This is a genomic window from Acidobacteriota bacterium, assembly GCA_022340665.1.
Lineage (GTDB): Bacteria > Acidobacteriota > Thermoanaerobaculia > Thermoanaerobaculales > Sulfomarinibacteraceae > Sulfomarinibacter.
Genome location: JAJDNM010000087.1, coordinates 1 through 13,333 on the forward strand (window position 1 = coordinate 1; position 13,333 = coordinate 13,333).

The 13,333-nt window shown below is 61.7% G+C and carries 14 protein-coding genes; 8 read left to right on the top strand and 6 right to left on the bottom strand.

Annotated features, from left to right (window positions below; genetic code table 11):
* Nucleotides 1–146 precede the first annotated feature (146 nt).
* Nucleotides 147–878: a hypothetical protein gene (locus tag LJE93_10320; GenBank protein ID MCG6949295.1), complete on the top strand. Its 732-nt coding sequence runs from the start codon at nt 147–149 to the stop codon at nt 876–878.
* The gene (locus LJE93_10325) at nt 878–1,258 is read left to right on the top strand and encodes a hypothetical protein (GenBank protein ID MCG6949296.1); all 381 of its coding nucleotides are present in this window, start codon (nt 878–880) and stop codon (nt 1,256–1,258) included. The genes LJE93_10320 and LJE93_10325 overlap by 1 nt, the downstream gene beginning before the upstream one ends.
* Here the strand turns inward: LJE93_10325 and LJE93_10330 are convergent, their stop codons facing one another.
* Together LJE93_10330 and LJE93_10335 are read right to left on the bottom strand one after the other, a co-directional pair.
* The gene (locus LJE93_10330; protein ID MCG6949297.1) at nt 1,259–1,720 is read right to left on the bottom strand and encodes a hypothetical protein; all 462 of its coding nucleotides are present in this window, start codon (nt 1,718–1,720) and stop codon (nt 1,259–1,261) included. It abuts the gene before it with no gap.
* Between the two features lie 47 nt (nt 1,721–1,767).
* Nucleotides 1,768–2,667, bottom strand: a complete 900-nt coding sequence (locus LJE93_10335; GenBank protein MCG6949298.1) for a hypothetical protein — start codon at nt 2,665–2,667, stop codon at nt 1,768–1,770.
* A gap of 469 nt (nt 2,668–3,136) precedes the next feature.
* Here LJE93_10335 and LJE93_10340 point away from each other — a divergent pair, with 469 nt between their 5' ends.
* The 4 genes from LJE93_10340 to LJE93_10355 all read left to right on the top strand — a co-directional run bounded on the left by LJE93_10340 (nt 3,137) and on the right by LJE93_10355 (nt 8,338).
* On the top strand, nt 3,137–4,354 hold the full coding sequence (locus tag LJE93_10340; protein MCG6949299.1) for an aminotransferase class III-fold pyridoxal phosphate-dependent enzyme: 1,218 nt from the start codon (nt 3,137–3,139) through the stop codon (nt 4,352–4,354).
* Entirely contained in the window at nt 4,351–5,250 is a 900-nt protein-coding gene (locus LJE93_10345; protein ID MCG6949300.1) for a DUF6206 family protein, read from the top strand. Before LJE93_10340 ends, LJE93_10345 begins: the two co-directional genes overlap by 4 nt.
* Nucleotides 5,243–6,436 (top strand): C69 family dipeptidase, encoded by a 1,194-nt coding sequence (locus tag LJE93_10350; GenBank protein ID MCG6949301.1) that lies wholly within the window; start codon nt 5,243–5,245, stop codon nt 6,434–6,436. Before LJE93_10345 ends, LJE93_10350 begins: the two co-directional genes overlap by 8 nt.
* Before the next feature lie 135 nt (nt 6,437–6,571).
* Nucleotides 6,572–8,338: a VWA domain-containing protein gene (locus LJE93_10355; protein MCG6949302.1), complete on the top strand. Its 1,767-nt coding sequence runs from the start codon at nt 6,572–6,574 to the stop codon at nt 8,336–8,338.
* 33 nt (nt 8,339–8,371) lie between these two features.
* On the opposite strand, the gene LJE93_10360 is transcribed toward LJE93_10355, so the two are convergent.
* Complete coding sequence (locus LJE93_10360; GenBank protein MCG6949303.1) at nt 8,372–9,721, bottom strand: circularly permuted type 2 ATP-grasp protein; 1,350 nt, start codon at nt 9,719–9,721, stop codon at nt 8,372–8,374.
* A 117-nt stretch (nt 9,722–9,838) separates the two neighbouring features.
* Here LJE93_10360 and LJE93_10365 point away from each other — a divergent pair, with 117 nt between their 5' ends.
* On the top strand, nt 9,839–9,961 hold the full coding sequence (locus tag LJE93_10365; protein ID MCG6949304.1) for a transcriptional regulator: 123 nt from the start codon (nt 9,839–9,841) through the stop codon (nt 9,959–9,961).
* A gap of 11 nt (nt 9,962–9,972) precedes the next feature.
* Here LJE93_10365 and LJE93_10370 read toward each other — a convergent pair whose 3' ends face one another.
* Complete coding sequence (locus LJE93_10370; GenBank protein MCG6949305.1) at nt 9,973–10,323, bottom strand: hypothetical protein; 351 nt, start codon at nt 10,321–10,323, stop codon at nt 9,973–9,975.
* A gap of 112 nt (nt 10,324–10,435) precedes the next feature.
* Between LJE93_10370 and LJE93_10375 the strand changes: the two genes are divergently transcribed.
* Nucleotides 10,436–11,272: a hypothetical protein gene (locus LJE93_10375; GenBank protein MCG6949306.1), complete on the top strand. Its 837-nt coding sequence runs from the start codon at nt 10,436–10,438 to the stop codon at nt 11,270–11,272.
* 190 nt (nt 11,273–11,462) lie between these two features.
* Here the strand turns inward: LJE93_10375 and LJE93_10380 are convergent, their stop codons facing one another.
* Nucleotides 11,463–12,311: an MBL fold metallo-hydrolase gene (locus LJE93_10380; GenBank protein MCG6949307.1), complete on the bottom strand. Its 849-nt coding sequence runs from the start codon at nt 12,309–12,311 to the stop codon at nt 11,463–11,465.
* A gap of 44 nt (nt 12,312–12,355) precedes the next feature.
* Entirely contained in the window at nt 12,356–13,060 is a 705-nt protein-coding gene (locus LJE93_10385; GenBank protein MCG6949308.1) for a type 1 glutamine amidotransferase, read from the bottom strand.
* Nucleotides 13,061–13,333: the final 273 nt, after the last annotated feature.

A 13,333-nucleotide genomic window follows, 5' to 3' on the forward strand; every position in this document is an offset into this window, starting at 1 on the left:
GAAGGATCGTGGTCCGAGCCGGCCGGAAAACGAAAACGCCGTCAGTACTCCCTGACCGCAAAGGGACGAGAACACTTGCATCGACTGCGCAGTGCATGGTCCGACTACTTCGAATCTCTCTTCAAAGTCATCGGGAGGAGCGACCCATGAGCCGATTCAACGCGTTCCTACATCGTACGGGCGAACGTCTCGCGCTGCCCAAGGCCACTCGAAGCCTGATCCTGGTCGAGATCGCTTCCGACCTCGACGAGCTCTTCAATCACTACGTTCAGCAGGGTCTGAGCGAGGAAGAGGCAGCGGCTCGCGCCGAGGAGAGGGTCGACATGTCCGACGAGGCGCTGGCCGAGCTCGTCCGGATCCACTCCGAATCCCGCGGCTGGACCGACCGGATGGCCCGGCGCGTACAGCCGTTTTGGGAGCGCATCGCCCTCGCTCTCATCGTTCTTTTCTTCGTCGCAACCTCCGTCCTCGACCACGGTTTGCGGCCATTTGCTCACCGCACTGTGTTCTTCTGGCCGATACTCGTCATCTTCATCGCGCTCGTGGTGCATGTTGTCGCCCAGTTCGTTCGCCAGTCCGATCACGCGAGCCTCAGGGAGACGCGAAACGCTCTGGCCGCACCACTGTTTTTCGGCGCGTCAAGCATCGTGATCGGTTTCGCCGGGGCCGGTATCGAGCTCTATCGAACGCTGAAGCTCATGGCTGCCGATCCGGAAAAGGCGGCGCCACTCTTCTCAGGAGTTGTTCTCGAGGTTTCGTCCACCATCGCGATCGCGCTTCTGGTCGCGCTCGCGGCAGGTGTCGCGTGGTTCGTGCTCGCGGGAAAGGCTACCCGTCTCGAGGACAAGGCCGCGCGGACCTTCATGGAGGTGAAATGATGTCCCTGGCAAGAGTCTTCATGGAGGGCGGACTGCTCATGTTCCCGCTCGTTTTGATCGTGTTGGTTCTCTTCGGAATTTTCCTCCGCACCGTTTGGCATCTGCATGTCCACCACGGTTCCGACGCGGCTGTGATTCAGAGCTGTCTCGACGGTCTGCTCTTCTGGGGCGGATTCGCGGTCATCATCGGCGCCCTGGGTTCGGCGATCGGCTACCACAAGGCGATGGCCGCCGTGATGGCTCGTGGCGTCGTCAACCCGAGGGCGATCTGGATCGGTTCGGCCGAAGGAATGGTCACATCGATCACGGGTCTGCTCATTCTGGCCGGCGCAGGAGCGTGCTGGTACCTCTTGCGATGGCAGTACCTTCGTAGGCAATAACTAGCCCATCCGTTCGAGGGCCAACCGGAATCCCAGGACGGCGGCACCTGCGGCGCAGAGCAGCCCGACCGCGAAGCACATGAGCACCCTTCGCGAGGCACGCCACAACGGCCCATCGTCGCCCTCTCGCAGAAACTTCCGGCCCCGTCTCACGACGACCACGATGCAGAAGAGGTTGATCGCAACGGCGGCGCCCCCAAAGCCGATCTTGACCAGGTGAAGTGGTGTGATCGGGTCGAGAGAGAAAAACAGCACCGCCCCAGTCGCAACCACCGCAATCACCAGCGGTAGCTCGACCAGCAAATCGATCCAGTAGTGGAACCGGATCGTGGCGCTATGCAGCTCGCGCCTTCTGAACGGCAGGAGCTCGATCACCGCCTCGGTCGCGACGACTCCGCCCCACAGTGCGAGCACGACGAGGTGGACCATCGCCACCACGTCGAAACCTCGCCCTTCTATCACCGCGCGCCTCCTTCACCTCTGATATCGCAACATCGAGCTCGGGCAATTCACTCGTCGCAGTCTATTTGCCCAAGCGGCGTGGCGTAGATGAACTCGCCATCGCCGGAGCCGGTCGGATTCCCGTCCACCTTGGTGGCGTAGGCAATGAAAATGACCAGATCGTCCTCCTCGATCTCGCACGGATCGCCTGGGATGTCGTCGGGATCGAGCCACAGCTCCACAGTCAACGGCCCATCGACCGTTTTGGGCACTCCCAGCTTTCTGAAGGACCACTGGTCCATGTTCATTACGCCGAGGGTCTTGCTACCACTGGCAATCTCGACTCCACCCTCGTTCAGGAACCGGTAGTGAACGGTGATCGGTACCTCGGCAAACGAGAAATTTACGATGCCGAGGTTCGAGCGATAGTCGCTGTCGTTCCGGACACCGGTAATCAACGAAATCGACTGGCCAGCGTTGAGAAACGCGCTCGAGTACTGGGCGGTCGGCACCGAGGTCCCGAAAGTCCCGATTTCGCTGCCCACGTTGTAGGTGCGGGTATGGGCGACCATCATCGCGCCGTCCGGATTGGACGGAAAGATGCTGTCGTCACACTCGAGGAGCAGCGAACCCTTCGAGCTGGATGTGACACCGAAAAGAGTGGCGACGATGTCCACGTAGGTCTTCGTCTCGCGTGGCTGGAGAGTCACGGTCTCCGCATATGTTCCGTTATAGGTCCCGTCCCAGACGATGTCTTCACCAGACGGGAAGTACACGACCCCAACGGTGAGCACGCCGTCGGTCACATTGTGAACCGTCAGATCCGACCTCCACGAGGTTGGCGGATCACCCGCGCCCGCCGTGTGGGCGACCACCGGGAAGAACTGCGTTTCGTTCACGATCTGCGCCCCGGCTACTGCACTCATGCCCAGAACCACCAAAACCATCAGACACACTTTTACCCGCATGGCTTGCCTCCCCTCCGGCATTCCGTTTTCGACAGACGCATTATGTGAATCGATTCACCGTCAGTATCTTTCAACAGCTGGATTTTCGCAACTGTGATCACCCCTCTTCCATGCCCTGTTTCTTTTCGAGGCGTGAACCCGACCGCCCGTGCCCGCGTTCCCCACAGGAGACCAGGATTCCCGGTCGCGAGGCTCACGGAGGGTGCCTCCGAGTACCTCCCTCCCCCGTTGACGGCGGGCTGCCGAAGTTCTACGGTTCAAGTGATCTCAGCGTTAGCCCGGTCTTCTCACCGCATTTCGTGACGAGGACGGCGAAGGGTAATGAGATGTTGGGTTTTTCACGAAACGGGCGACGCAGGCGCAGTAGAACTACGTTGAGGAGCACGTTTTACGAAAAACACGACAGATCGCTGGCATTCGCCGCCCGCAGTAGACACCCGGTGAGAAGGCCGGGTTAGGGGGTCCGCTCATGACCATCAGCCGCCAACCGTACGGTGATCGCGACAGGACCTTCGAGGCGTTCGCCCGACACGTCAACGCCGGCAAGGTCGCGATGTACCGTCAGCTCGGCCTCGACGTCGTGATGGGCGCCCGCGGCGGCGCCACCTTCACCGACGCCTGGTCCGACGAGACGTTCATCAACTGCCACTGCAACGGGGGCGTCTTCAACCTCGGCCACCGCCATCCCAGGGTCGTGGCAGCGTTGCACAACGCTCTCGACTCGCTCGACATCGGCAACCACCACCTGGTCTCGGGTTGGCGAGCCCGGCTCGCTGAAAGGCTCTCTCATACCACCCAAGATCGGCTGCCCGGCGTCGTCTTCGGCGTCGGCGGCGGCGAGGCGATCGACCTCGCCATCAAGATGGCCCGTGCCGGGACAGCACGCCAGGGCATCGTCTCCGCCAGCGGCGGCTACCACGGCCACACCGGTCTCGCGATGGCGGCCGGGGACCCCGAGTTCCGTGATCCCTTCGGCCCCAACCCACCCGGCTTCGTTCAGGTGCCCTTCGACGATCTGGACGCTCTCGAAGCGGCCGTCGATGACGCCTGCGCGGCGGTTCTCCTCGAGCCGATCCCCGCCACGCTCGGAATGCCGATTGCCGCACCCGGCTACTTCGCCGGAGTGCAGGCCCTGTGCAGGAAGCATGGCACGAAGCTGATCGTCGACGAGGTCCAGACGGGTCTCGGACGCACCGGCGCGATGTGGGCCTATCAGCACGAGGGCATCGAGCCAGACCTTGTTGTCTGCGGCAAAGGGCTCAGCGGAGGCCTGTACCCGATTGCAGCCACCCTCATGACCGGCGAGCTCTTCGCCTTCTTCGACACCCACCCGCACATCCACATCTCGACCTTCGGCGGTGCAGAGATCGGCTGCGCGGTGGCGCTCGAGGTGCTCGACGTCATCGAAGAGCCCGGGTTCCTGGATCGGGTGAACGAGCTTTCCGACCGGCTGCAGCGAGACCTCGCCGGTCTCCCGTTCGAAATTCGTCGCCGCGGTCTCATGATGGGATTCGCTTTCGCGGAGAACGGTGCGGGAATGGTCGCCGCCGCCTCACTCTACAAGGCGGGTGTGTTCACCGTCTGGGCCAACAACGATCCGAGCGTATTGCAGTTCCTGCCGCCCCTAATTCTCACTGACGACGAGGCCGACCAGCTGATCGGCCGGATCCGGGCGGCCTTCGGGTGAACAACACAGCCGACCTCCCCCCGGGCCTCGACGAGCTCGAGAACAGGGTCGACCAGGCCCTGTCGAGCGGCGACGAGAGCGCTATCGAGGTCCTCGGCTACGGCGAAATCTCGTGTGTCCTGGCGTGGCGGAGGGAGGGCGATGGGCTTGCGGCCAAAAGGCTCCCGCTCTTCGACACAGACGCCAGATTCGCGAGGTACACCGAGGCTTTCGGAAACTACCTGGAAGCTCTCGACCATGCCGGCTTGCAGGTCGTCCCGAGCCGGCTCGCGACGACCCCGGCGGCAAACGGACAGATCGCGGCATGGTGCCTTCAGCCACTGCTCGATCCGAAAGCGCTTGCACCTGAGTGGCTTCGGACCGCGGACGATAATGGCGCGCGTCGACTCCTCGGCCGGATCGCCGACCACGTGGTGTCTGCGGTCGGTCCGACCCTCGGGCTTGACGGCCAGCTGTCGAACTGGGCGGTGGTCGACGGCGAGGCACGGTACTTCGATGTGACGACCCCCATGATGCGCGATGCCCATGGTCACGAGGTCCTCGACACCGATCTCTTCCTGGCCTCACTCCCTTTTGCCCTGCGCGGACTCGTCCGGCGCTTCCTCCTGCACACCATCCTCGACAAGTACTACGACCCGCGCGGGGTGCTGGTCGATCTCCTCGGCAACCTCATCAAGGAGGGTGCGGATGCACGCCTCTCACTCGGCCTCGAGGTCGTGAACTCGAACGTCGAGCCGGCGGTCACGGAAACCGAGGTTCGCCGCTACTACCGCGAGGACGCGCTGATGTGGGAGCTCCTTCAGCTTTTCCGTCGCGTCGATCGGGCGTGGCAACGGCGTATCCGGCGGCGCCAGTACCCCTTCCTGCTACCCGGCAAGGTAAAACGCCGTGTGTGACACGATCGTCGTCGTCGGCGACAGGCGGGTTCTGTTCGCCAAGAACTCGGACCGCGACGCCAACGAGGCGCAGATTCTCGAATGGCATTGCCGAGCTCGCCATCAGCCCGGATCCCCGCTTCGCTGCACCTACGTCACGATCCAGCAGGTCGAAGAGACGGCGGCGGTCCTCCTGAGCCGCCCTTTCTGGATGTGGGGCGCGGAGATGGGCGCCAACGAGCACGGCGTCGTAATTGGAAACGAAGCGGTATTCACGCGAGGCCCGGTTGCGAAAACCGGTCTCACTGGAATGGACCTGCTGCGCCTCGCACTCGAACGCTCTACGACCGCACTCGGCGCGGTCGAGGTCATGGTCGATCTTCTCGAGCGGCACGGCCAAGGAGGTGGCTGCGACCACGAGACCCGAAAGCTCCGCTACCACAACAGCTATGTGATCGCCGATCCGACCACCGCATATGTCCTCGAGACCTCCGGCCGCGAGTGGGCGACGGAGCAGGTTCACGGCGTGCGGACGATCTCGAATGCTCTGACCATTCCAGAATTCGCTTCACGGCACAGCGATTGGCTGGTGACCCACGTTGCGTGCGGCCGGACTCGCCAGGCACGAACCAGCGCACTGGTCGGCGACGTTACCGGCCCGGCCGACCTGATGCGCATCCTTCGAGACCACGGTGAAGACCGCGATGCTCCTCGCTACTCGTGGTTCAACGGAGCCCTCGATACCATCTGCATGCACGGGGGGGGTGGTGCGGTTCACGGATCGGTCACCACCGCGTCGTGGGTCTCCGAGCTGTCACCAGGGTCCGTCCGGCACTGGGCCACCGGGACGTCGGCCCCCTGCACCGGGCTCTTCAAGCCCGTGCAGGTCGATGAGGCGCTCGACCTCGGTATCTCGCCGACGGATACCGCCGATGTGAATTCCCTGTGGTGGCGCCACGAACGGCTTCATCGATCGATCCTGCGCGACCCGACAACCCTGCTTCCAGCGATTGCAGATCACCGCGACGAGGTGGAGGAACGCTGGCTGAGTGAAATGCCAGATTCCAAATCTGCGTTCTTACAGGCGGATCAGATCCTGGAGTCGTGGATCGCACGTATCGCCACGCAATCCGTTTCAGACACCAGGCCGCCCTGGGCGCGGCGATACTGGGATACCCGGACCAGGCGGGCAGGTCTCTCGCTGTGACGGTTCGGCCATTCCGGTCCGATGTTCTGGTCTGACAACCAGAAGAAGAGATCATTCGGAACGAATCACCCGAGGCTCGGCGACTCCGGGTTTCGGAAACATGCTCGGAGGCAGGGCGTAGAACAGAAGCGAAGCATGACGGACAAACGGGGGTTTTTCACGACACGCAAGGTCGGCCTGTTTCTGCTCGCCGCGGTGCAGTCGGCACGTCTGGCGGTCGGCACGACACCCCAGTCACCAACACCGGTTGCCACGCCAACATTCGGCGAGCAGGTCGAAGTCACCGTCGTCAACGTCGACGTCTACGTTCGCGACCGGCAGGGTCGGCCCGTCGAGGGCCTGACGGCTGACGATTTCAGAGTGACCCAGGACGGCCGGGAGGTCGAGGTCACAAATTTCGCCGTGTTTTCGCCCAAGACTCTAGATCTCGGATCTTCGGCTCCGGAGATGAATGCTCCTGACCTTCGACCCGCGACCTCTCCAACGACATTCCGGCCGATCTACGTCGTGCTCTACATCGACAACGTCAACCTGAATCCGTTGCAGCGCAACAACGTGCTGATCAGGATGAACAAATTCGTTCAAGAGAACCTGGCCGCACCGATTCAGATGATGGTAGTGAGCAGCGATGCCAAGCTGAAGATCCGGCAGCCATTCACTGACGACCCGCGGCCGGTCAGAACGGCGATGGAGGAAATTTCCAGGGCGTCCGGATGGCGTTTCACGCGCGATCGGGAACGGCGCCGAATTCTGGAAACAATGGCTGAGATCCGTCGGGATGTGCTCATAGAGGACTTCAGCTTCTATCGGAACACCGAGCTCCTGATCCAGCAGAACACCGAGCTCCTGATCCTGAAACAACAGATGAAGGCGGAGATCAGAGCATTTGCGGAGTTCGAATCCCACGTCCTGCAGGATTCGCTCAGCAGGTTGCACGGCGTCATCGACGTGGTGAAAGGCATCGACGGACGAAAGTCCGTAATTTACGTTTCCAACGGACTACCGATGACGCCGGGGCTCGGGCTCATGCACCAGTTCGCCGAGGTTTTTCGCGATCCGACCATCTATACATCCCTGGCCGAAGGAACATTCGCGGCGGAGTTCACCTCACTGACTGAAGAGGCAAACCGATACGGGGTGAGTTTCTACGCGCTCGACGCCACCGGCTTGGGGCCGCTGGAGGGTTTCGAGGTAGACGCGAAGTACGTTCCCGAGGCAAGGTCATCCTGGGTGCATCGTCAAAACGAGCTGGACAGCTTGACCTTCATGGCCGACACCACTGCCGGGTTGGCGATCATCAACACCAACGATGTGAGCGAAGGCCTTGAACTCATCCGGGACGATCTTTTCAGCTACTACTCCGTCGGTTACACGATTTCGGCCGGATCTGAGGATACCGTCCACGAGATCGAGGTGATGCTCCCGGGCTACCCGAACCACGAGATCCGTCACCGCACGCGGTTTGTGGAGAAAAACCTCCAGACTCGAATTCAGGACCGAGTTTCGAGCATGCTTTCACGAATCGTCGAACCCGAGGGGGACGATCGGCTGCGCCTTACCGCAGGCACCCCTGTTCCTGCAAAAAAGGATCTCTGGAGTGTGCCGATGCGGGTTTCAATTCCGCTCGCCGACGTGGCGTTGACGGAAGAGGCGGGCCACCAGGTCGGTCACCTCGAGATCTTCTTCGGGGCTCGTGATTCCAGCGGTCGCCAGGTACAGCCGGAGCCCCGTGAGTACGAGGTCCGCATCCCATCGGCAGAATACCAAACGGCTGAGGGCCAACGATACGCAATCGTTTTCCCGATGTTGATTCGGCAGGATCGGCACGCGGTGGCCGTCGGCGTGCTCGACCTCGTCACCAATCAGGCAGTGTACGGCCGGGTCGAGGTGAACGTGCCCTGACCAACCCGAATATCGAGGGGAACATCACGCCACTCACCCCGGAAGCACGAACGAGGGAGCCATCCCTCCTCCGACTGAGACATTGATGATCGAGCTGGTCGACAGGCGGACGAAGGAGCCGGCGTAACGCCCGCCGAACAGGTAGGGATTGAGGTTGACTTTCCGTGGTTCGAACCGGAGATGCGGATCGAAGACCGGGAAGTCCTCCTCCGGGATCTCGACGTATCGTTGGATTGTCCACTCACCTGGATTTAGTGCCGCGTGGTCGAGCCTCTCCTCCCACGCCCGGAGCTCCGTCTCTCGCCCGATCATCACGTCGCGTCCGCCGTAGCCGCTCGTAGGCTTGATGACGAAGCGTTCCCTGTTGCTCCTTGCGAGCTCGAAGAGATCGTGTGTACGCCCCTCGAAGTCGACCTTACCGTTGCGAAGAACCCGGGTCCACGGAACGTGCGCCCGCTTGACGGCATTTTGCTCGGCATTGAACAACCGGTCGAATCGTGAATCAGAGAGCAGCGCCAGACATGCCTTGGAGCCGGAGACCTTGGACCGGAAGGGATTGACCACGCACACCAGCCCGCGTCGGTAGGCTTCCAGAAGGTCGCGCACACCCGGCTCATCACGCTTTTCGTGCAGCTCCCGAATGATCGCCCGTCGATAGATCAGGTTGACCGCTGTTCCATCGGCGTAGAGGATATCCCCGCGGAGCTCGAAATGGCGGGGATCGATGACCACCGCCGGCACACCTCTCTCCTGAAAACAACGCTGGACCACCTCGAACTCGGGCCAGGCACCGGCATCACTCCAGTCGACGATCGCCGCGACCGGCTTCTGGGCGAGGCCGAATTCCGAAAATGCTCCGAGCAGACCGTCGATCAAAAGGCGGCGGCAATCGCAGGATCCCAGGTCTTTCGACCACGGGTGTTCACTCAATACCGGAGACGATAGAAAGACCTCCTCGTGCAGGTCGGTCCATACGACCCCTGCCGGGCTGTCGGAGTTGAACTCGAGGAATTCGAGCCTGTCTCCGTTCAGAAACGAGTCTGGCCGGGCGATCACAACTTGGCGCTTCAGGCCGGTGTCGAGCAACGCGAACTCTTCCTCGTCAGGTGGGAGGCCAATGGTCTCGCGCACCTCCGGGTCAACCATATACTGCTCGATGATGCGCTCGGCGCAGTCGACCAGGACCTGTGAGGCACCGCGCACCAGGTCGTTCTGCTCACGCGACAGGAAGACGGGCCGCAGAAACGTCGCGATCGGTTGGCCCCGGAACCTGATGTCCGCCTCGAGCTGGCGCTGGTAGATGTCGTCGAGCATGGCCTGCCCCTGGTCGGCGCGCGCTCTCACCCACCGGTGGCAATCTTCGATGGCCTGGTCGACTCGCATACACTCCGTCCCGCGGATTTTGGATACTTTACACGACGAGGGCCACTGCGAAAACCGCAGAAAGTGCACCGGGCCAAGCGCGGCCGGGCCCAGGAGGAGCTGGCCCGATAGGTCAAGGTGACCCGGAAGACGGTCAACACGATCGAGAGGGGCGAACAGGTGCCCTCGACCCACCCGGCAATGATGATCGCCGGGGCGTTCGACGTGGCCTTAGAGGAGCAGTTACAGCTCGACGACTGATCCGGCTGCAATCAGTCGAGCGAGATGCCGTAGTAGCGGAAGACGTTGGCGCACCGAAGGCAGCGCCGGGCGTGGCGCTTCCACTTTTTCACGTACCGCGACTTGGGTGAGATCATAGCCAGCATCTCGGGGCTGACGTGGGCTCCTGTCTCGGGAAACTCGGGCACCCTCCGGTGGCGAATGGTGAAGTCCGTCTCCCCCATCCGGCCGACGATGTCGTCGAGAGTCTGCCGGCCACCCGGTTTCGTGTTGCCTTCGCCCACAGTGAGTGAATCTCCGACATCGAGTTTACATCGGAAAGCCTGGGCGACCAGGAATAACCGGGCCTTTCGCGTACCCTTCGAAGGCACTCGCCAGTTCACCAACACACCCTGGACACCTGGCCATGGATACCGAATTGACGCCCTGCCGGGAACTTTCCGTGCTCTTCGATCTCTCACTGCGGTGACACGGGGCGGAGAAAAGGGGATGCAAATGAAGAACTCACTCTGGACCTACCCATCTGAATCTGTGGCCGCGCTCGTGTGCGCGGGAGTCGCGATCGTCGCTACCCTCGCGTCATGCCAGCCGGTTGAAGCCCTCGAGACCGGAGTCTGTCGCATCGAGGTCCTGGTGGACGGGCAACCACTGACCGAGTACCCGGCTCGCGGTACGACGTACATCGAGGCGTTCAAAGGCCGCGAATACGCACTCCGTCTCACCAACCTGATCGATCGGCGGATCGCCGTCGCGCTCGCCGTCGACGGGCTCAATTCCATCGACGCAAAGACCACCGCGGCCGACAAAGCGAGCAAGTGGGTTCTCGGCCCTCATGAATCGACCATCATCAACGGATGGCAAGTCAGCAGCACCGACGCCCGCCGGTTTTTCTTCACGACCGAGGAGCAGAGCTACGGGGCCTGGCTCGACCGCACGACGAATCTCGGTGTCATCGAGGCTGTCGTTTACCGCGAACGCAGGCCACGCTGGACTATGGACCGGTTGATGGGTTCTCGCTCGCGCGATCAGAGCGCTTCCGCCAGTCCCGAACCGCCTTCCACCAAGTCGGAGAAACGGTCCCTCGAGGGATCCGCCGCTGACGACCTTGCGGCCACCGGAATTGGGCGACGGGTCGATCATCGCGTTCGCAGAGTGCGCCTCGATCTCGAGGATCAACCGGCCGATCGACTGAGGCTCCGTTACGAGTACCGGAAGCAGCTCGTACATCTTGGCGTTCTGCCGAATCTCGAGGAACGCGAAGCCCTGGCACGGCGTGAGCGCGCGACCGGCTTCTCGGACTTCTCGTTCGCCCCGGATCCGTTCAGCCGCTGAGTACGAAGCCGATCTGGAGGAGAGCGGGAATCCGCGTCCGCGTCTGCGCGATTGCGGTCTGAGGGGGCGGAGGAGAAGATGGGCGGAGGGGAATTGGAGAAAAGGTGAACAGCGCCCTGCCTTCTTTTCCTTTTCCCCTTTTCTCGTCTTCGCAATCCCGATGATCCGACACCGCGAGGAACGCTGCGGCCTACACCTCGACGCTGGACCCGGTCGAGATCGCTTTCAGCTTCTCACCCATCACTTCCGAGAGGACGCCGAACGCCTTTTCACCGGTGCAGTGACCGGAGTAGACGGTGCCTGCGACCCTTTCCATCATCTTGCACCCGATCTCTCGCACCTCGCTGCGGCTCGCCGCCATCGAATTGAAAAACGGCAGCCCGACGAGGTGAAAACCGCCGAAAACGGCTTTGACGGGCGTGTGAGGAAACTGTGCCCTGGCGGCGTCAATCAGATTGAGAACGCCATGGTGTGAGCAGCCTGTGAAGACCGTCATGCCGTCGTCCTCGTGCACCGCCATCAACAGCTCGTGATCAAAGGGATCCGGGATCAACGTCCCACTCGAATCTGCGAAGAGCCTGCGGTTACCCTTCGGCCTCGGATGCGCCGAGCCGATTGCCGTCAGCAGGTAGACTCCGGGAGAGATGACCCGCATTTCACTGACGTACTCGATCCTGCTTTCGAACCGCTCGAGCAGAGCCAGATCGAGACCGATCGGCTTCTTGATCAACCCGGGGAGCCTGAAATAACGATTGGTGCGTGGTCCTTCACGGAGAAAGACCGGCGCCTTCCGATTGAGCTCGAAGAACCGTGCGAGACCACCCCCATGGTCGAAATGATGGTGCGACACGACAGCGAGATCGACGTCCGATATCTCGACACCCAACTTCTCTGCGTTGGCGGCGAATGCCCCTGAAGCACCCGTGTCGAAGAGAATCTTGTTGCCGTTCAGCTCGACGAACAGCGAAAGACCCCACTCCGGCTGGAGATCTTCCCGGCCTTCGAGAGCACCATTTTCGATCAGCGCGGTCACCCGCATTCGGGCCTCCCTTCGATTCTCGGCCATTCTACCTGCATGTCTTCTCAGAAATCGTTCGAGGCAATCAAATGGAGGAATTTGGGCAGGATGGTCAGCGCCTCCGGGCTCGGCAGCGCCTCGTAACCGTCGATGTTGCCGAACTCCTTGATGTAGGCCAGACATCGATCCCGGTTTCCCCGCTGGTCGAGTTCCGGGTGGAACTGAGTCGCCCAGATCGGTTTTTCGGGCACACGCATCGCCTGATACGTGCACAGGGCGCTGGTGGCGAGATTCTGGACTCCGTTCGGAAGTGTCTCTGCACGATCGAAATGTCCCATCTGCGCCACGAACGCCTCGGGCAGCTGTCCGAATAGCGGATCCCCGACGCCGGCCTCGGTGAGTTCGACTTCGTACGAACCGATCTCCGCGTTCTCGGCGTCGCGGACCACCTTCCCACCGAGAGCCTCGACAAGAAGCTGAAAGCCGTAGCAGCATCCGAAGATCGGTAAGCCGACGTCGACCAGTCGCTGCAACAGCGCGATCGTCGGATCGAGAAAAGGCTGATCCCGTTCCACGACCGAAAAGTCGCCCGATCCGCCGATGATGACTGCATCGAATTCGGTGACGACTTCGGGCTCGGGTACGGCCTCGACCGCGTTGATGTAATTGAGTTCGTGATCGGCCCGACCGGTGGTCGCAGCGATGCATCGGCGCTCATGCTCGAGCATGGGATCCATGGCGAACCGACTCTGCAGAACCAATATTCGCATAACAGGTGCGTTTTCCGAGACATGATAGCGGAATCCTGTTTGATTGATCAAATGATTGCCTGGCTGTCGGCTGAGCGGCCAAGTTGCTGGATGCTGGATGCTGGATGCTGGATGCATCAAAAACATAGATTCCCCTCCGACAATGTCAAGGGGTGGGAGGGCGGATCCAGGATCTAGCATCTAGTATCCAGAATCGGGTGGGCGGGCGAGTTACCCGGAAGCGAGGTCCTTCGCCAGATCCTCGACCCCTTGCACCGTCAACGGGTACATGGG